Below are 18066 nucleotides of genomic sequence, written 5' to 3' on the forward strand. Positions count from 1 at the left end.
GCGAGGGCGAGGTCGCCGTCCTGGAGAACCTGCGCTTCAACGCGGGCGAGACCAGCAAGGACGACGCCGAGCGCGGCGCCTTCGCGGACCAGCTCGCGGAGCTGGCGGACGTGTACGTGGGCGACGGCTTCGGCGCCGTGCACCGCAAGCACGCCTCCGTCTACGACCTCCCGGCCCGCCTCCCGCACGCCGCCGGCGACCTGATCGCCGCCGAGGTCACCGTCCTGAAGAAGCTCACCGAGGACGTCAAGCGCCCGTACGTGGTCGTGCTCGGCGGCGCCAAGGTCTCCGACAAGCTGGCCGTCATCGACGAGCTGCTCGGCAAGGCCGACCGGCTGCTGATCGGCGGCGGCATGGCGTACACCTTCCTCAAGGCCAAGGGCTACGAGGTCGGCATCTCCCTCCTGCAGGAGGACCAGATCCCGACCGTCACCGAGTACATGGAGCGGGCCGAGAAGAACGGCGTCGAGCTGGTCCTGCCGGTCGACATCCTGGCCTCGGCCGACTTCCCCGACCTGAAGACGAAGGCCCCGGCCGATTTCGTCACGGTCGACGCCGACAAGATCCCCTCCGACAAGGAGGGCCTGGACATCGGCCCGAAGACCCGTGAGCTGTTCGCCTCGAAGATCGCCGACGCCGAGACCGTCTTCTGGAACGGCCCCGTCGGCGTCGCCGAGCACCCGGACTACGCCGGTGGCACCACCGCCATCGCGCGGGCCCTGCTGAACTGCGACGGCTTCACCGTCGTCGGCGGCGGCGACTCGGCCGCCGCGGTGCGCTCGCTCGGCTTCGACGAGAATGCTTTCGGCCACATCTCGACCGGCGGCGGCGCCAGCCTCGAATACCTCGAAGGCAAGACGCTGCCCGGTCTCGCCGCTCTGGAGGACTGAAGAACCGTGACTGACCGTACCCCGCTGATGGCGGGCAACTGGAAGATGAACCTCAACCACCTTGAGGCCATCGCGCACGTCCAGAAGCTCGCCTTCGCACTCGCCGACAAGGACTACGAGGCCACCGAGGTCGCGGTCCTGCCGCCCTTCACCGACCTGCGCTCGGTGCAGACGCTGGTCGACGGCGACAAGCTGAAGATCAAGTACGGCGCCCAGGACCTGTCGGCGCACGAGTCCGGCGCGTACACCGGCGAGATCTCGGGCGCCATGCTGGCCAAGCTCAAGTGCAGCTACGTGGCCATCGGCCACAGCGAGCGCCGCCAGTACCACGGCGAGAACGAAGAGATCTGCAACGCCAAGGTCAAGGCCGCCTTCCAGCACGGCATCACCCCGATCCTGTGCGTCGGCGAGGGCCTGGACGTCCGCAAGGCCGGGAACCAGGTCGCGCACACCCTCGCCCAGGTCGACGGCGGCCTCAAGGACATCCCGGCCGAGCAGGCCGAGACCATCGTCATCGCCTACGAGCCGGTGTGGGCCATCGGCACCGGCGAGGTCGCCACGCCCGAGGACGCGCAGGAGGTCTGCGGCGCGATCCGCGGCCGTCTCGCCGAGCTGTACGGCCAGGAGGTGGCCGACAAGATCCGCATCCAGTACGGCGGCTCGGTCAAGTCCGGCAACGTCGCCGCGATCATGGCGCAGCCGGACGTGGACGGCGCCCTGATCGGCGGTGCGGCGCTGGACGTGGACGAGTTCGTCAAGATCGTCCGCTTCCGCGACCAGTAGCAGCTATGACGACGGGCCCGGCCCGTCGTACCCTGTCGGGGCCGGGACGGTGCCGTGTGCGCCGCCCGGCCCCGTACCATTCGATCTTCTTCGGTACGTCCCGTCCGTCAGTCCTAGAGAGTTGGTCCAGCCGTGGTCATCGGGTTCTCGGTAGCCCTCATCGTCTTCAGCCTGCTGCTGATGATGCTGGTGCTCATGCACAAGGGGAAGGGCGGCGGCCTGTCCGACATGTTCGGCGGCGGTATGCAGTCCTCGGTCGGCGGTTCCTCCGTCGCGGAGCGGAACCTGGACCGCATCACCATCGTCATCGCCCTGCTCTGGTTCGCCTGCATCGTCGTACTCGGCGTCCTGATGAAGCTCGACAGCTGAGACAGCGTCGAGGACGCGGCCTATCATGAGGGCGGCGTCCTCGGTGGGGGTGTAACTCCTGTCACTGGACGCGCGTTGGGCCTTACGTAGACTGGGGCGCTCGCAGCGCGACTGCTGTTCGATGCTTCGCAGCACCATTACGCAGGGAGTAACAACCGTGGCAAGTGGCAACGCGATCCGAGGAAGTCGGGTCGGGGCGGGGCCGATGGGGGAGGCGGAGCGGGGCGAGTCCGCGCCGCGCATCCGCATCTCCTTCTGGTGCTCGAACGGGCACGAGACTCAGCCCAGCTTCGCCGGCGACGCGCAGATTCCGGACACCTGGGACTGCCCGCGCTGCGGCTTTCCGGCAGGCAAGGACCGGGACAACCCGCCGGACCCGCCGCGCACCGAACCGTACAAGACGCACCTCGCGTACGTCCGGGAGCGCCGCAGCGACGCCGACGGCGAGGCGATCCTCGCGGAGGCGCTCGCCAAGCTCCGCGGGGAGATCTGACGGAACAGCACACATGACGACCGGCCCGGCCGGAGGGTGGACGCCCTTCCGGCCGGGCCCTTCGCGTATCCGCGCCCGCGACCGGGGGCCGGTGTGTCCGGTCCGCGGCCGGGGACCGGCGCGAGGTGCCGAATGCGTTTCCCGGGGCAGTCGGCAGCGGGGGGACACCTCATCCCGCCGTCTGATCAATTAGGTTGGAGAGCGGCGGGGCCGGTACGAGAAGAAGAAGGCTGATGTCCGAGATGAACGCAGAAGGCCGCAGCAGGCTCGATCAGGCGCCTGAGTGGACCGCGCTGAACAAGCACCGGGAGCAGCTGGGGGAGGTGCACCTGCGCGAGCTGTTCGACCAGGACCCGGACCGCGCCGGACGCTACACCCTCCAGGTCGGCGACCTGCACCTGGACTACTCCAAGCACCTGGTCACCGACGAGACGCTGCGCCTGCTGCGCGAGCTGGCCGCGGCCCGGGGCGTGGCGGAGCTGCGGGACGCGATGTTCCGCGGCGAGAAGATCAACGTCACCGAGAACCGCGCCGTGCTGCACACCGCGCTGCGCGCTCCCGAGTCCGCCACCGTCGAGGTCGACGGCGAGAACGTCGTCCCCGCCGTGCACTCCGTACTGCGCAAGATGCAGGTCTTCACCGACCGGGTGCGCTCGGGCGAGTGGAAGGGCCACACCGGCAAGCGCATCAAGACGGTCGTCAACATCGGCATCGGCGGCTCCGACCTGGGCCCGGCCATGGCGTACGAGGCGCTGCGCGCCTACTCCCACCGCGATATGCAGTTCCGCTTCGTCTCCAACGTGGACGGCGCCGACCTGCACGAGGCCGTCCGCGACCTCGACCCCGCGGAGACGCTCTTCATCGTCGCCTCGAAGACCTTCACCACCATCGAGACGATCACCAACGCCACCTCCGCCCGCAACTGGCTGCTCACCGGCCTGCGGGCCGGCGAGGACGCGGTGGCCAAGCACTTCGTCGCGCTGTCGACCAACGCCGAGAAGGTCGCGGACTTCGGCATCGACACCGACAACATGTTCGAGTTCTGGGACTGGGTCGGCGGCCGTTACTCCTACGACTCCGCGATCGGCCTCTCGCTCATGATCGCGATCGGGCCGGAGCGGTTCCGCGAGATGCTGGCCGGTTTCCACCTCGTCGACGAGCACTTCCGCTGCGCCCCCGCCGAGGAGAACGTCCCGCTCCTGCTGGGTCTGCTCGGCGTCTGGTACGGCAACTTCTGGGACGCCCAGTCGCACGCGGTGCTGCCGTACAGCCACTACCTCTCCAAGTTCACCGCGTACCTCCAGCAGCTGGACATGGAGTCCAACGGCAAGTCCGTGGACCGCGAGGGCAACCCCGTGCACTGGCAGACCGGCCCCGTCGTGTGGGGCACGCCCGGCACGAACGGCCAGCACGCCTACTACCAGCTCCTCCACCAGGGCACGAAGCTCATCCCGGCGGACCTCATCGGCTTCGCCAACCCGGTCGAGGACCTCCACTCCGGCCTGGTGGCCCAGCACGACCTGCTGATGGCCAACCTCTTCGCGCAGGGCCAGGCGCTGGCCTTCGGCAAGACCCCCGACGAGGTCCGCGCCGAGGGCGTGTCCGAGGACCTGGTCCCGCACAAGACCTTCAAGGGCAACCGCCCCACGACCACCATCCTCGCCAAGGAACTGACCCCGTCCGTCCTGGGCCAGCTGATCGCGCTGTACGAGCACAAGGTGTTCGTCCAGGGCGCCATCTGGAACATCGACTCCTTCGACCAGTGGGGCGTCGAACTCGGCAAGGTCCTGGCGAAGCGGGTCGAGCCCGCGCTGACCGAGGGCGCGGAGGTCGAGGGCCTGGACGCCTCGACGCGGTCCCTGGTCGGGACGTACCGCGAGATGCGGGGCCGTTGATGGGGGCGGAAGAGGAGGCCCTGGCGAGCTTCCTGGACCTCCTCACGCCGGAGAACCGGGCATGGCTCCAGAGTCTCCCGGAAGCCGGGCAGCGCGATGTGGCGGTCCGTCACCTCGAAGCCGTACAGGGCGACAAGGAACACGGACTGGGCCGGTACGACACCCACGACACGCAGGTGGAGGGCGTCGCCGTCGGGGACCTCCAGGACCCTGGGCACCTCGCCAACGCGATGGTCCGGCAGGAGCGGGAACGACGGTCGTGATCAGCTGAGGCCGGGTGGTGCGGGCCCGGCCCCTACGGACTTCGTCCTACGGTCCCGAGCCCTCCCGTACGTGTCAGGCTGACACGTACGGGGTGGGGGGACGCCTGCCCCCACCGGCCGTCGGTCGCTGTACGGCGGGAGGGGGCGGACCGTAGGACGGAGTCTGGAGGTCCGGTCCCGTACCCGCGTATGGGAGGCGCCGCCCGGTACGGGCAGCGAGTCGGCTACGGTGCCAGCCCGTCACCAGGCGCCGAAACCGCTTTGGCCGGTTGGACACCACGCCGAACGGCCCCGCTCCCACCCGGGAACGGGGCCGTCCGGCGTTCTTCGTACGGTGACGTCAGGCCGAAGCCGGCGGATACAACCCCCGCGGCAACTGTGAAGCGGCCGCTTCGTCGAGGAGCCACAGGGTGCGGCTGCGGCCGTACGCGCCCGCGGCCGGGGCCTGGATCTCCCCGGCGCCGGAGAGCGCCATCGCCGCGGCCTTCGCCTTGTCCTCGCCCGCCGCGAGCAGCCAGACCTCCCGTGCCGCGCGGATCGCGGGCAGGGTGAGGGAGATGCGGGTGGGCGGGGGCTTGGGCGCGCCGTGCACGGCGACGACCGGGCGGTCCGTCTCCCGTACGGCGGGCAGCTCGGGGAAGAGCGACGCGACGTGGGTGTCCGGGCCGACGCCCAGCAGGAGGACGTCGAAGGACGGGACGGGACCGTGGTCCTCGGGGCCCGCCGCGGCGCCCAGCTCGACCGCGTACGCCTCCGCCGCGGCGTCCGCGTCGTTGCCGTACGGGCCGTTGGACGGGGCCATGACATGCACCCGCGCCGGGTCCACCGGAACGCTGTCCAGCAGGGCCTCGCGGGCCTGCGTGTAGTTGCGCTCCGGGTCGCCGTCCGGCAGGAACCGCTCGTCGCCCCACCACAGGTCGAGACGGCCCCAGTCCACCGCGTCCCGGGCGGGCGCCTCCGCGAGGGCCGCGAGCAGCCCGTTGCCGTTGCGGCCGCCGGTCAGGACGACGGACGCGGAGCCGCGGGCGGCCTGGGCGTCCACGATCTTCGTGATCAGCCGGGCCGCCGCGGCCTTGGCCATCAGCTCCTTGTCGCGGTGGACGACGACCTGCGGCGCGCTCACTCGGAGGCCGCCTTCGAAGCCGCCTTCTTGGAGGCGGACTTCTTGGCGGGAGCCTTGGCCTTGGGCGCGGAGTCCTGGGACGCCTCGGACTCGGCGTCCGCCGATTCCGCCGCCTGCGCCGCGTCGGCGGCAGGCGCGTCGGCCGGTTCGTCGGACGACTCGGCCGCCCTCGCCGCCAGCGCCGTCTGTGCCCGCTCCGGCTCGCCGAGCCGGTCCACGCCGTACTTCAGCGCGGACTCGTACGTGTCGTCCGGGTCGAGCCGTCGCAGCTCCTCCGCCAGGAGTTCCGCGGTGTCGCGCCGCTTGAGCGCCACGTTGCGGTCCGGCTGGCCCTGCATCGAGAGCGTGGCCAGCGAGCCGTCCGCGCGGTCCAGCGCGACCGGGCCGCAGTCCGTCTCCATGCGTACCGCCGTCAGGCCGGGCCCGGCCGACAGCAGCCGCCGGACCGGTACGTCGAGCCGGTCGGCGATCCACATGGCGAGCAGTTCGACGCTGGGGTTGAACTCCTCGCCCTCGACCTCGACCTCGGCGACCTTGCACGGCAGCTGGTCGAGCGCCGCGGCCAGCATCGAGCGCCAGGGCGTGATGCGGGTCCAGGACAGGTCCGTGTCGCCGGGCGAGTACGCCTCGGCGCGCTCGGCCAGCTCCCGGATGGGGTTCTCCACGGCGTACATGTCGGTGACGCGCCGCTGGGCGAGTGCGCCGAGCGGGTCGCGCGCCGCGTCCACCGGGGCGTTGACCGGCCACCACACGACGACCGGCGCGTCCGGCAGGAGCAGCGGCAGCACGACGGACTGGGCGTGGTTGATGGCCTCGCCGTACAGCCGCAGCACGACCGTCTCGCCCGTGCCGGCGTCCGCGCCGACGCGGACCTCGGCGTCCAGGCGCGCCTTGGCGCGGTCGCGGGGCGACCGGCTGACGCGCTTGATGACGACGAGGGTGCGCGAGGGGTGCTCGCGGGACGCCTCGTTGGCGGCCTTCAGGGCGTCGTAGGCGTTCTCCTCGTCGGTGACGATGACGAGGGTGAGCACCATGCCGATGGCGGGGGTGCCGATGGTACGACGGCCCTGGACCAGCGCCTTGTTGACCTTGCTGGCCGTGGTTTCCGTCAGATCGATCTTCATGGCCGACGCCAGCTCCGTCCGTCTCGTGCGAGCATTTCGTCCGCCTCGTTCGGCCCCCACGTCCCGGCCGGGTACTGCGCGGGCTTGCCGTGCCGGTCCCAGTACTCCTCGATCGGGTCGAGAATCCGCCAGGACTGCTCGACCTCCTCGACGCGCGGGAAGAGGTTGGCGTCACCGAGCAGTACGTCCAGGATCAGGCGCTCGTACGCCTCCGGGCTGGACTCGGTGAAGGACTCGCCGTACGCGAAGTCCATCGAGACGTCCCGGACCTCCATGGAGGTGCCGGGCACCTTCGAGCCGAACCGCATGGTGACACCCTCGTCCGGCTGGACGCGGATGACCAGGGCGTTCTGCCCCAGCTCTTCGGTGGCGGTGTGGTCGAAGGGGGAGTGCGGCGCGCGCTGGAAGACGACCGCGATCTCCGTGACGCGGCGGCCCAGGCGCTTGCCGGTGCGCAGGTAGAAGGGGACGCCCGCCCAGCGGCGGTTGTCCACCTTCAGCTTGATCGCGGCGTAGGTGTCGGTGCGGGAGTGGGGGTCGATGCCCTCTTCCTCCAGGTAGCCGACGACCTTCTCGCCGCCCTGCCAGCCGGCCGCGTACTGGGCGCGCACCGTCTCCTTGCCCAGGTCGGCGGGGAGCCGTACGGCGCCCAGGACCTTGGTCTTCTCGGCGACCAGCGCGTCCGCGTCGAAGGAGGCGGGCTCCTCCATGGCGGTCAGCGCGAGCAGTTGGAGGAGGTGGTTCTGGATGACGTCACGGGCGGCGCCGATGCCGTCGTAGTAGCCGGCGCGGCCGCCGATGCCGATGTCCTCGGCCATCGTGATCTGGATGTGGTCGACGTAGGACCGGTTCCACAGCGGCTCGAAGAGGGTGTTGGCGAAGCGCAGCGCCAGGATGTTCTGGACGGTCTCCTTGCCCAGGTAGTGGTCGATCCGGAAGACCGACTCGGGCGGGAAGACCTCGTGGACGATCCGGTTGAGCTCCTTGGCGCTGGCCAGGTCGTGGCCGAAGGGCTTCTCGATGACCGCGCGGCGCCAGGAGTCGTTCTTCTGGTCGGCCAGGCCGTGCTTCTTGAGCTGCTGGACGACGGTGGGGAAGAACTTGGGCGGCACGGACAGGTAGAAGGCGAAGTTGCCGCCGGTGCCCTGGGCCTTGTCGAGTTCCTCGATCGTGTCCTTGAGGGTCTCGAAGGCGGCGTCGTCGTCGAAGTTGCCCTGCACGAAGCGGCAGCCCTGGACGAGCTGCTGCCAGACCTCTTCGCGGAACGGCGTACGGGAGTGCTGTTTGACGGCCTCGTACACCTCCTGCGCGAAGTCCTGGTGCTCCCACTCGCGGCGGGCGAAGCCGATGAGGGAGAAGCCCGGCGGCAGCAGCCCGCGGTTGGCCAGGTCGTAGACGGCAGGCATCAGCTTTTTACGGGACAAATCGCCCGTGACGCCGAAGATGACCAGGCCCGACGGCCCCGCGATACGCGGGAGCCGTCGGTCCGCGGCGTCACGCAGCGGATTGCTGCTGGACAAGGTGGGTCAGCCCTCCGAAGGAGCGAGGCGCTTGAGCTCCGCCTCAGTGGACTTGAGCAGGTCGTTCCAGGACGCCTCGAACTTCTCGACGCCCTCGTCCTCCAGCACCTGCACGACGTCGTCGTACGAGATGCCGAGCTTCTCCAGCGCGTCGAGGTCGGCCCGCGCCTGCTCGTAGGTGCCGCGCACCTTGTCACCGGAGATCTCGCCGTGGTCGGCGGTGGCCTCCAGGGTGGCCTCGGGCATGGTGTTGACCGTGTTCGGCGCGACCAGTTCCTCGACGTACATGGTGTCCTTGAGCGACGGGTCCTTGACGCCGGTCGAGGCCCACAGCGGACGCTGCTTGTTGGCGTGCGCCTTGTCCAGCGCGTTCCAGCGGTCCGAGGAGAAGACCTCCTCGTACGCCTGGTAGGCCAGCCGGGCGTTGGCGACGGCGGCCTTGCTCTTGAGGGCCTTGGCCTCGTCGGTGCCGATCGCGTCCAGGCGCTTGTCGGTCTCGGTGTCCACGCGGGACACGAAGAAGGACGCCACCGACTGGATCTTGGACAGGTCCAGGCCGGCGGCCTTGGCCTTCTCCAGACCCTCCAGGTAGGCCGCCATCACCTCGCGGTAGCGCTCCAGCGAGAAGATCAGCGTGACGTTGACGCTGATGCCCCGGGCGATCGTCTCGGTGATCGCCGGCAGGCCCGCCTTGGTGGCCGGGATCTTGATGAGCGCGTTGGGGCGGTCCACCAGCCAGGCCAGCTGCTTGGCCTCGGCGACGGTGGCGCGGGTGTTGTGGGCCAGGCGCGGGTCGACCTCGATGGAGACCCGGCCGTCCTGGCCGTCGGTGGCGTCGAAGACCGGACGCAGGATGTCGGCGGCGTCCCGCACGTCCGACGTCGTGATCATCCGGATGGCTTCCTCGACGGTGACCTTGCGGGCCGCGAGGTCGGTGAGCTGCGTGTCGTACCCGTCGCCCTGCGAGATGGCCTTCTGGAAGATCGACGGGTTGGTGGTGACACCGACGACGTGCTGCTGGTCGATCAGCTCGGCCAGGTTGCCGGACGTGATCCGCTTGCGGGACAGGTCGTCCAGCCAGATCGCGACGCCTTCGTCGGAGAGGCGCTTGAGTGCGTCTGTCATGGGGTTTGCATCTCCTACTTGTTCGTGTACGGGCGTCAGCGCGTGGCCGCTGCGAGGGATTCCCGGGCCGCCGTGGCGACCGCGTCGGCGGTGAAGCCGAACTCGTGGAAGAGGACCTTGGCGTCCGCCGAGGCACCGAAGTGCTCCAGCGAGACGATCCGGCCCTGCGGGCCCACGTAGCGGTGCCAGGTCAGACCGATGCCGGCCTCGACCGCGACCCGGGCCTTGACCGTCGGCAGCAGCACGCTGTCGCGGTACCCCTGGTCCTGCTCCTCGAACCACTCGACGGACGGCATCGAGACGACGCGCGTCGGGATGCCCTCGGCCTGCAGCGCCTCTCGCGCCTCGACGGCGAGCTGCACCTCGGAGCCGGTGCCGATGAGGATGACCTGCGGCTCGCCGCCCTCGGCCTCGAACAGCACGTAGCCGCCCTTGGCCGCGGCGGGGTTCGCCTCGTACGTCGGTACGCCCTGACGGGTGAGCGCGAGGCCGTGCGGCGCGGGCTTGCTCTGGTGGCGGCGCAGGATCTCGGCCCAGGCGGTGGCGGTCTCGTTGGCGTCGGCCGGGCGCACGATGTTCAGGCCCGGGATGGCGCGCAGCGCGGACAGGTGCTCGACCGGCTGGTGGGTCGGGCCGTCCTCGCCGAGGCCGATGGAGTCGTGCGTCCACACGTACGTCACCGGCAGCTGCATGAGGGCGGCGAGCCGGACGGCGGGGCGCATGTAGTCGGAGAACACCAGGAAGGTGCCGCCGTAGATGCGGGTGTTGCCGTGCAGCGCGATGCCGTTCATCGTCGAGCCCATGGCGTGCTCGCGGATGCCGTAGTGCACCGTGCGGCCGTAGGGGCTCGCCTCCGGGAGCGGGTTGCCCTCCGGCAGGAACGACGAGTTCTTGTCGATCGTGGTGTTGTTGGAGCCGGCGAGGTCGGCGGAGCCGCCCCACAGCTCGGGCACGACCGCGCCCAGCGCCTGGAGGACCTTGCCGGAGGCCGCGCGGGTGGCGACGCCCTTGCCGGTCTCGAAGGCGGGCAGCGCCTTCTCCCAGCCGTCCGGCAGCTCGCCGGCCTGGATGCGGTCGAACTGGGCGGCGCGCTCCGGGTTGGCCTCGCGCCAGGCGTCGAGGGCCTTGTCCCACTCGGCGTGGGCCTGGGCGCCGCGCTTCCAGGCGGCGCGGGTGTGCTCGATGACCTCGTCGGAGACCTCGAAGGACTTCTCCGGGTCGAAGCCCAGCACCTTCTTGGTGGCCGCGACCTCTTCGCCGCCCAGCGCGGAGCCGTGCGCGGCCTCGGTGTTCTGGGCGTTCGGGGCGGGCCAGGCGATGATCGAGCGGGCCGCGATGAAGGAGGGGCGCTCGGTCTCGGCCTGCGCCGCCTTCAGGGCCTCGGCCAGGCCCACCGGGTCGAGGTCGCCGCTGGGCAGCTGCTCGACGCGCTGGACGTGCCAGCCGTAGGACTCGTAGCGCTTGAGGGTGTCCTCGGAGACCGCGGTCTCGGTGTCGCCCTCGATGGAGATGTGGTTGTCGTCCCACAGCAGTACGAGGTTGCCGAGCTTCTGGTGGCCCGCGAGCGAGGAGGCCTCGGCCGAGACGCCCTCCTGGAGGCAGCCGTCGCCGGCGATGACCCAGACGGTGTGGTCGAACGGCGAGGTGCCGGGGGCGGCCTCGGGGTCGAACAGGCCGCGCTCGTAGCGGGCGGCCATGGCCATGCCCACGGCGTTGGCGACACCCTGGCCGAGCGGCCCGGTGGTGGTCTCCACGCCGACCGTGTGGCCGTACTCCGGGTGGCCCGGGGTCTTGGAGCCCCAGGTGCGGAAGGACTTCAGGTCGTCCAGCTCCAGGCCGTAGCCGGCCAGGTAGAGCTGGATGTAGAGGGTCAGGCTGGAGTGGCCCGCGGAAAGGACGAACCGGTCGCGGCCGGTCCACTTCGCGTCGGCGGGGTCGTGCCGCATCAGCTTCTGGAAGAGGACGTAGGCGGCCGGCGCGAGGCTCATGGCGGTACCCGGATGGCCGTTACCGACCTTCTGCACGGAATCCATGGCCAGGACGCGGACGGTATCGACGGCCCGCTGGTCCAGATCGGTCCACTCGAAATCTGTGGTGGTCGGCTTGGTGCTCACCCTGAGTCAGGGCTCCTCTCCACATGTCGAATGCCGGGGACGGTATGTCCGCCGGGCGTTGTCGAGCCTACCCCCGCAGCTACGGCCATCTTTTCGACGGAGCGTCGACGGCTCGTCATGATGAAACCCGACGCCTTGGGCAACTAAATCCGGACTGCTGACATTCCCGTCCCGGACGAGACGGCCACCACTCCAGACTGCCGGGCGGCGCCCGCCTTCGCCTCTCGAACGGCGTGAACGGCGGGCGAAGCGCGCGCGAAGCCGCGTGGGGCGTCACCGGGGAGGGAGCGGGAGCGACACGCTTCACGCGGCGCCGGAACCGGGGCGGCGCGCGGGGGAACCGTTGGACGGTGCGGCTCCGGCGGCCCCGGCGCCCGCCTCAACACGACCCCACCCCCGCGAAGGCCGTTGTATGGCCAACGTCTAAAGTGGCGTGGTACGCGCAAGCCTTAACCGGGTCTTCACAACCGGAAATGCTTGCTGGCCTTATCTTCGCGGCGCAAGCCGCTGATGTTACTTCCAGGGGTGTGCGTGACGGCCGTCGAATCCCGTCCTGCGGGTGTCCTGGCCCAGGGCCCGCAGGGTTCAGGTCACCGTCCGTTCGGGGCCCGTGTCAAGGCTTTCGTGGCGCTGACCAAGCCGCGCGTGATCGAGCTGCTGCTCATGACGACGGTTCCGGTGATGTTCCTGGCGGCCGGCGGCGTCCCCGACCTGGGGCTCGTGCTGGCCACCTGCGTCGGCGGTTACCTCTCCGCCGGCGGCGCCGCCGCGTACAACATGTACATCGACCGCGACATCGACGCCCTGATGGACCGCACCTCCCAGCGGCCCCTGGTCACCGGCATGGTCTCGCCCCGCGAGTGCCTGGTCTTCGCGACCGCGCTGGCGGTCGTCTCCACGGCCTGGTTCTGGTTCCTGGTCAATCCGCTGTCGGCGGCGCTGTCGCTCGGTGCCCTGCTGTTCTACGTCGTCGTCTACACGATGATCCTCAAGCGGCGTACCGCGCAGAACATCGTCTGGGGCGGCATCGCGGGCTGCATGCCGGTCTTCATCGGCTGGTCCGCGGTCACCAACACCGTCTCCTGGGCCTCGCTCGTCCTCTTCCTCGTCATCTTCTTCTGGACGCCGCCGCACTACTGGCCGCTGTCGATGAAGGCCAAGGACGACTACGAGCGGGTCGGCGTGCCGATGCTGCCGGTGGTCGCCGGGAACAAGGCCGTGGCGCGGCAGATCGTGGCGTACAGCTGGGTGATGGTCCTGGTGTCGCTGCTGCTCCAGCCGCTGGGCTACACCGGCTGGTTCTACACGGTGGTGGCGGTGCTCTGCGGCGGCTTCTGGCTGAAGGAGGCGCACGCCCTCCAGGCCCGCGCCAAGGCCGGGATCACCGGGCCCAAGCTCAAGGAGATGCGGCTGTTCCACTGGTCGATCACCTATGTGTCGCTGCTGTTCGTCGCCATCGCCGTGGACCCGTTCCTGCGGTAGGGGGACGCTCCTCAGAGGCTTCCCGGGGGCCCGCCACGATGCGTTCGTGGCGGGCCCCCGGCGTTGTACGGGCGGCCTCCGAAGCGCCGGTCCCCGGCCGCCGCGGGGCGCGCCGGGCGGCTCTTCCCCCGCTGATTACCGGCGGGTAGCATCCTGTCCATGGCAGACACCAAGCAGGCGGACACGCCGGACGAGCAGCTCGACGACCAGGCGGCGCAGGCCCGGCCCGGCAAGCGCGACGAGCGGCGCACGGCAGCCCTGGCCAAGGCCGTCCGCGCCTTCGCCGCCTCGCACGGCGGCAGCGCCGAGGCCCAGCTCGCCCACATCGGCCGCGGCCGCGTCCGGATCGCGCTGGTCGGCGCCGACGGCCAGTGGGGCAACCTGGTCGCCGACTCCCAGGACATCGCACGGGCCGCGGCCGAGCGGGCGGGCGCCGAGGTGCACGAGGACTTCGACGGCGAACTGGCGGCCAAGGTGCGCACCGGGCCGTACGAGTGGTCGCGGATGGCGGGTATCCAGGTGGGCGGCCCGGCGAACAGCTGAGCCCGGGCGGCACCAGAGCCCGCGGACGCCGGGCGCCGAGCCGCCGGTTCCGCTTGTGCGGACCGCGTCGAACGGCGCCGCGGCCCGGCCGGGCCCGCTACCTGACGGCCGCGTCGCCCGTTGAGCCCACCAGGGCGGCGTCCGTGCCGCGCCGGGTGGGCTCTCGGCGTCGGCGGGCGCCTTCGGCTTCGGCGAGGAGGGGCGGATGGACCGACTGCCACCGCTCGTGGACCAGTACAGCCACGGCGCGCTCCACGGGGACCTGGGGCTCGGCGCCTTCGAGACGCACCTGGCCGCGGCCGTCGGCGGACACGGCCCGGCGCCCGCCGGCACCAGCTTCTTCGACAGCTGGACCGGCCTCGGCGTACGCCGCTGGTGCCCGCCGCTGCTGGGTCTGGAGGCGCACTGCCCGCCCGCCCGCTACCTCGCCCGCAGACGGGAGCTGGGCGCCTTTCGCGCGAGCCGCCTGCTGCTGCGCGGCGCCGGTATCGGCACGTTCCTGCTGGAGGCCGGCGCGCCCAGCGAGCTGACCTCGGCCGGAGAGCTGGCCGCCGCCGCCCAGGCCCGCGCCCACGAGGTCATACGGCTCGAACCGCTCGCCGGACAGATCGCCGACACCTCCGGCAGCGCCGACTCCTTCATCGGCTACACGGCGGAAGCGGTCTACGCGGCAGCCCAGGACGCCACCGCCTTCGCCTCCGGCGCCGCCTGCTGCGAGGGCCGCGCCCCCGAGGCGGGCGAGGTGCGGCGCGCGGCCGACCGGTGGCTGCGCGACCGCAGAGCGGGGGAGCGGCCGACCGATCCCGCGCTCCTGCGGTATCTGCTGTGGAGCGCGGTCGCCACCGGCGTACCCGTACAGCTGCACTGCCCCGACCCGCGCCCGCTGGCGGGCTTCCTGCGGGCCACCGCCGGTATCGGCACGGACCTGGTGCTGCTGCCCCGGCCGCCGCACCACCGGCGGGCGGCGCAGCTGGCCGCGGTCCACCCGCACGTCTACGCGGACGCCGGGCCGCGCCCCGAGGAGACGCTCGCTCAGGCCCCGTTCGGCAAGCTGATGTTCTCCACGGGGGCGCGGGCGCTGCCCGAGCTGTACGTGACGGGTGCGCGCTTCTTCGTGCGGGCCGTGGAGCGGGTCGTACGGGAGTGGACGGAGGAGGGCATGTGCGCGCGGGCGGACGCGCGGCGGATCACCGCCATGATCGCGTCCGGGACCGCGCGCCGCGTCTACCGGCTGGAGGCGGAGGTGCCGGCGGCCGGCTGAGGTGCGGCGGCACCCGTCTCGGCGGCGGGGGCGGGTACCTCGCGGCCCGCGGCCGGTGCGGACCCGCCGTCGGCAGCGGAGGAGGCGGAGGCGGCGGGGGACTCGCCCTCGTCGGTCGGTACGGGGCCGCGGTCGCGCAGCGCCAGGTAGACGCGCAGCACGCAGATCCACACCAGCGTCGAGACCAGCATGTGCAGCCCGACGACGAACTCGGGCAGGCCCGCGAAGTACTGGATGTACCCGACGACGCCCTGCAGGGCGATGCAGCCGAACAGCTCCAGCACGATACGGCGCGGCGCGGCCGGTGCCTTGACGGCGCGCAGCGTGAACCACAGGGCCACGGACAGGCCGACGACGATGTAGACGAAGTCGACGTGCAGCTGCGTGATCTCGCGCCAGTCCACCGGGATGCGGTGGACCTCCTTGGCGTCGCCCGCGTGCGGTCCGGCGCCGGTGACGAGCGTGCCGATGACGGTGAGCGCGCCGGTCGCCAGGACCAGCAGTCCGGCGAGCTGGCGCACCGGCCGGGCGACCAGGTCCCGCGGCGCCTCGTCGCCCTCCGCGGCCCGCCGCCAGGCCAGCACGGAGACCGTGAGCAGGGCGGTGGTCAGGAGGAAGTGCGCGGCGACCAGGTACGGGTTCAGGCCGGTCAGGACGACGATGCCGCCCCAGACCGCGTTGCCCATGACGATCCAGAACATCGCCCAGCCGAGGCGGGTGAGCGAACGGCGGCGGGGCGCGCGGGCGCGGGCCGCGATGATGAACACGCCGATGAACGCGCACAGCACGTACGTCAGCAGGCGGTTGCCGAATTCGATGAGGCCGTTGATGCCCATCGCGGCGGTCGGCGTCAGGCTGTCCGGGGTGCACTTGGGCCAGGTCGAGCAGCCCAGGCCGGACTGGGTGAGCCGGACGGCGCCGCCCGTCACGACGATGACGACGGACATCACGACGGTGGCCAGCGCGGCCCGCCGTACGAAGGCGGCGCTCGGCTGCCAGCGGCGCGCGATCAGCTCAAAGGGGTTCCACGTGTTCGGCACGCAGCCATCGTAGGCCGCGGCTTGTGCAAAGTTTCACGAGGGGGGTGCGCAACGCGCGGGGCGGTTGCGTATCCGCAGGCCGGTGGCTGCTGCCGACGCGGGCGTACCCGCAGGTCGCGGCCGCTCCCGGAGCAGGCCGCGCCTACTCCCGCGGGCTGCGGCCTACTCCCAGCGGAAGAACTTCGCCGCCGCGCCCAGCCCGAGCACCGCCCACACGGCGAGGATGCCGAGATCGCCCCAGGGGACGCCCGCGCCGTGCTGGAGGACGTCCCGCAGGCCGTCCGAGAGCGCGGAGATCGGCAGCAGTCCGAGCACCGACTGCGCCGCGTCCGGGAACTTGTCCAGCGGCACGATCACGCCGCCGCCCACCAGCAGCAGCAGGAAGACGAGGTTGGCCGCCGCGAGGGTCGCCTCTGCCTTGAGGGTGCCCGCCATCAGCAGGCCGAGGCCCGAGAACGCCGCCGTACCGAGGACGAGCAGCAGCACCACCGCCAGCGGGTTGCCGTGCGGGGACCAGCCCAGCGCGAAGGCGATCACCGTCAGCAGCACGACCTGCAGGATCTCGGTCACCAGCACGGCGCACGTCTTGGCCGTCATCAGCGCCCAGCGGGGCAGGGGCGAGGCGGCCAGCCGCTTGAGGACCCCGTACCGGCGCTCGAAGCCGGTGGCGATGGCCTGCCCGGTAAAGGCGGTGGACAGCACGGCCAGGGCCAGGATGCCCGGCGCGAGGAAGTCGACCGCCCTGCCCGCGCCCGTGTCGACGATGTCCACGGCGGAGAACAGCACCAGCAGCAGCGTCGGGATGACGACGGTCAGCAGCAGCTGCTCGCCGTTGCGCAGCAGCATCTTCGTTTCGAGGAGGGCCTGGGCGCGGATCATCCGCGGCAGCGGCGCCGCGCCGGGCCGGGGGGCGAAGATGCCGGTGGCGCCCGCCGCGCCCCGGTCCGTCGTGCCGGTGGCGGTCATGAACGCAGCTCCTTGCCGGTCAGTTCGAGGAAGACGTCCTCCAGGGTGTGCCGTTCGACGGCTATGGCGTCCGGCAGCACACCGTGCTGCGCGCACCAGGAGGCGACGGTCGCCAGCAGCTGCGGGTCGATCTTCCCGGTCACCCGGTACGTGCCGGGCGTCAGCTCGGCGGCGGCGCTGTCCGTGGGCAGCGCCTTGAGCAGCGCTCCCAGGTCGAGGCCGGGCCGGCCGGTGAAGCGCAGGGTGTTCTCGGCGCCGCCCCTGCACAGTTCCTCGGGGCTGCCCTGGGCGACGACCCGGCCGCCGTCGATGATCGCCACGTCGTCGGCGAGCTGCTCGGCCTCGTCCATGAAATGGGTGGTCAGTACGGTGCTGACGCCGTCGGCGCGCAGTTCCCGTACGAGGTCCCAGGTGGCGTGCCGGGCCTGCGGGTCCAGCCCGGCCGTCGGCTCGTCGAGGAAGACCAGCTCGGGGCGGCCCACGACGGCCATGGCCAGCGCGAGCCGCTGCTGCTGCCCGCCGGACAGCCGCCGGTAGTTCGTACGGCCGCAGCTGCCCAGCCCCAGCCGGTCGATGAGCAGGTCCACGTCGACGGGGTGGGCGTGCAGGCTCGCGGTGTGCCGCAGCATCTCCTCCGCGCGGGCGCCCGCGTAGACGCCGCCGGACTGGAGCATCACGCCGATACGGGGGCGGAGCGCCGCGGCGTCGGCGACCGGGTCCAGGCCCAGGACGCGGACGGTGCCCGCGTCGGGGCGGCGGTAGCCCTCGCAGATCTCGACGGTGGTGGTCTTCCCGGCGCCGTTCGGCCCGAGGACGGCGGTCACCGAACCCGCCTCGACCCGGAGGCCGAGGCCGTCCACCGCGGTCTTGGACCCGTACCGCTTGACCAGGCCGGTGATCTCGACGGCAGGCGGACGGCCGGAGGTCCGGGGGGTGTCCCCGGAGGAGGCGCTGCGCATGTCCGGCAGTCTACGAAGTGTGGGGGTGTGCGCAGGAGCGGGGGCGAAAAGGTGTGGACCTCTCTTTTGGGGGAGTCGGCGGGCGGATGCTGCGCGTAGATCGTCGGTACGTGGAG

Annotated in this window: 17 protein-coding genes; 9 read left to right on the top strand and 8 right to left on the bottom strand. The window is 71.4% G+C overall.

What is annotated here, in order from left to right; all coding sequences use genetic code 11:
- The 6 genes from ACFV57_RS31900 to ACFV57_RS31925 all read left to right on the top strand — a co-directional run.
- Window positions 1–890, top strand: an 890-nt coding sequence (locus ACFV57_RS31900) for a phosphoglycerate kinase (RefSeq protein WP_385239342.1), incomplete at its 5' end; no start/stop codon positions are given.
- 6 nt (window positions 891–896) lie between these two features.
- Complete coding sequence (gene tpiA / locus ACFV57_RS31905) at window positions 897–1673, top strand: triose-phosphate isomerase (protein ID WP_385239344.1); 777 nt, start codon at window positions 897–899, stop codon at window positions 1671–1673.
- 132 nt (window positions 1674–1805) lie between these two features.
- A complete protein-coding gene (secG, locus tag ACFV57_RS31910; protein WP_003986537.1) occupies window positions 1806–2042 on the top strand; it encodes a preprotein translocase subunit SecG in 237 nt (78 codons plus the stop codon).
- Between the two features lie 157 nt (window positions 2043–2199).
- The gene (locus ACFV57_RS31915) at window positions 2200–2535 is read left to right on the top strand and encodes an RNA polymerase-binding protein RbpA (RefSeq protein WP_003986538.1); all 336 of its coding nucleotides are present in this window, start codon (window positions 2200–2202) and stop codon (window positions 2533–2535) included.
- A 242-nt stretch (window positions 2536–2777) separates the two neighbouring features.
- A complete protein-coding gene (gene pgi / locus ACFV57_RS31920; protein ID WP_385239497.1) occupies window positions 2778–4430 on the top strand; it encodes a glucose-6-phosphate isomerase in 1653 nt (550 codons plus the stop codon).
- Window positions 4430–4693 (top strand): hypothetical protein, encoded by a 264-nt coding sequence (locus tag ACFV57_RS31925; protein ID WP_385239346.1) that lies wholly within the window; start codon window positions 4430–4432, stop codon window positions 4691–4693. The genes pgi and ACFV57_RS31925 overlap by 1 nt, the downstream gene beginning before the upstream one ends.
- 340 nt (window positions 4694–5033) lie before the next feature.
- Here ACFV57_RS31925 and pgl read toward each other — a convergent pair whose 3' ends face one another.
- The 5 genes from pgl to tkt are packed head-to-tail and all read right to left on the bottom strand — an operon-like array spanning window position 5034 to window position 11699.
- Entirely contained in the window at window positions 5034–5816 is a 783-nt protein-coding gene (pgl, locus tag ACFV57_RS31930; RefSeq protein ID WP_385239348.1) for a 6-phosphogluconolactonase, read from the bottom strand.
- Window positions 5813–6940 carry a glucose-6-phosphate dehydrogenase assembly protein OpcA gene (gene opcA, locus ACFV57_RS31935; RefSeq protein WP_385239350.1) on the bottom strand — a complete coding sequence of 376 codons (1128 nt, stop codon included), beginning with the start codon at window positions 6938–6940 and terminating at the stop codon, window positions 5813–5815. The genes pgl and opcA overlap by 4 nt, the downstream gene beginning before the upstream one ends.
- Complete coding sequence (gene zwf / locus ACFV57_RS31940; RefSeq protein ID WP_385239352.1) at window positions 6937–8460, bottom strand: glucose-6-phosphate dehydrogenase; 1524 nt, start codon at window positions 8458–8460, stop codon at window positions 6937–6939. Before zwf ends, opcA begins: the two co-directional genes overlap by 4 nt.
- A gap of 6 nt (window positions 8461–8466) precedes the next feature.
- Window positions 8467–9585, bottom strand: coding sequence for a transaldolase (gene tal, locus ACFV57_RS31945; protein ID WP_385239354.1), 1119 nt, complete (start codon window positions 9583–9585; stop codon window positions 8467–8469).
- Between the two features lie 35 nt (window positions 9586–9620).
- On the bottom strand, window positions 9621–11699 hold the full coding sequence (gene tkt / locus ACFV57_RS31950) for a transketolase (protein ID WP_385239356.1): 2079 nt from the start codon (window positions 11697–11699) through the stop codon (window positions 9621–9623).
- Window positions 11700–12230: 531 nt separating this feature from the next.
- On the opposite strand from tkt, the gene ACFV57_RS31955 reads away from it, so the two are divergent.
- The 3 genes from ACFV57_RS31955 to ACFV57_RS31965 all read left to right on the top strand — a co-directional run bounded on the left by ACFV57_RS31955 (window position 12231) and on the right by ACFV57_RS31965 (window position 14985).
- Entirely contained in the window at window positions 12231–13181 is a 951-nt protein-coding gene (locus tag ACFV57_RS31955; RefSeq protein ID WP_385239358.1) for a heme o synthase, read from the top strand.
- A 159-nt stretch (window positions 13182–13340) separates the two neighbouring features.
- Complete coding sequence (locus tag ACFV57_RS31960) at window positions 13341–13724, top strand: hypothetical protein (protein WP_385239360.1); 384 nt, start codon at window positions 13341–13343, stop codon at window positions 13722–13724.
- A 205-nt stretch (window positions 13725–13929) separates the two neighbouring features.
- The gene (locus ACFV57_RS31965; RefSeq protein WP_385239362.1) at window positions 13930–14985 is read left to right on the top strand and encodes an amidohydrolase; all 1056 of its coding nucleotides are present in this window, start codon (window positions 13930–13932) and stop codon (window positions 14983–14985) included.
- Here the strand turns inward: ACFV57_RS31965 and ACFV57_RS31970 are convergent.
- The 3 genes from ACFV57_RS31970 to ACFV57_RS31980 all read right to left on the bottom strand — a co-directional run bounded on the left by ACFV57_RS31970 (window position 14949) and on the right by ACFV57_RS31980 (window position 17950).
- A complete protein-coding gene (locus tag ACFV57_RS31970) occupies window positions 14949–16025 on the bottom strand; it encodes a heme A synthase (protein ID WP_385239363.1) in 1077 nt (358 codons plus the stop codon). The genes ACFV57_RS31965 and ACFV57_RS31970 overlap by 37 nt on opposite strands.
- 162 nt (window positions 16026–16187) lie before the next feature.
- Window positions 16188–16991, bottom strand: coding sequence for an ABC transporter permease (locus tag ACFV57_RS31975; protein ID WP_385239365.1), 804 nt, complete (start codon window positions 16989–16991; stop codon window positions 16188–16190).
- Entirely contained in the window at window positions 16988–17950 is a 963-nt protein-coding gene (locus ACFV57_RS31980) for an ABC transporter ATP-binding protein (protein WP_385239367.1), read from the bottom strand. Before ACFV57_RS31980 ends, ACFV57_RS31975 begins: the two co-directional genes overlap by 4 nt.
- Window positions 17951–18066: the final 116 nt, after the last annotated feature.

Origin of the sequence: Streptomyces sp. NPDC059788 (assembly GCF_042732265.1) — a bacterium.
Lineage (GTDB): Bacteria > Actinomycetota > Actinomycetes > Streptomycetales > Streptomycetaceae > Streptomyces.

Coding starts and splice junctions, on each gene's coding strand:
- pgi (WP_385239497.1), top strand. CDS start 2,778: ATGAACGCAGAAGGCCGCAGCAGGCTCGATCAGGCGCCTGAGTGGACC.
- ACFV57_RS31925 (WP_385239346.1), top strand. CDS start 4,430: ATGGGGGCGGAAGAGGAGGCCCTGGCGAGCTTCCTGGACCTCCTCACG.
- opcA (WP_385239350.1), bottom strand. CDS start 6,940: ATGAAGATCGATCTGACGGAAACCACGGCCAGCAAGGTCAACAAGGCG.
- tal (WP_385239354.1), bottom strand. CDS start 9,585: ATGACAGACGCACTCAAGCGCCTCTCCGACGAAGGCGTCGCGATCTGG.
- ACFV57_RS31960 (WP_385239360.1), top strand. CDS start 13,341: ATGGCAGACACCAAGCAGGCGGACACGCCGGACGAGCAGCTCGACGAC.
- ACFV57_RS31965 (WP_385239362.1), top strand. CDS start 13,930: ATGGACCGACTGCCACCGCTCGTGGACCAGTACAGCCACGGCGCGCTC.
- ACFV57_RS31975 (WP_385239365.1), bottom strand. CDS start 16,991: ATGACCGCCACCGGCACGACGGACCGGGGCGCGGCGGGCGCCACCGGC.
- ACFV57_RS31980 (WP_385239367.1), bottom strand. CDS start 17,950: ATGCGCAGCGCCTCCTCCGGGGACACCCCCCGGACCTCCGGCCGTCCG.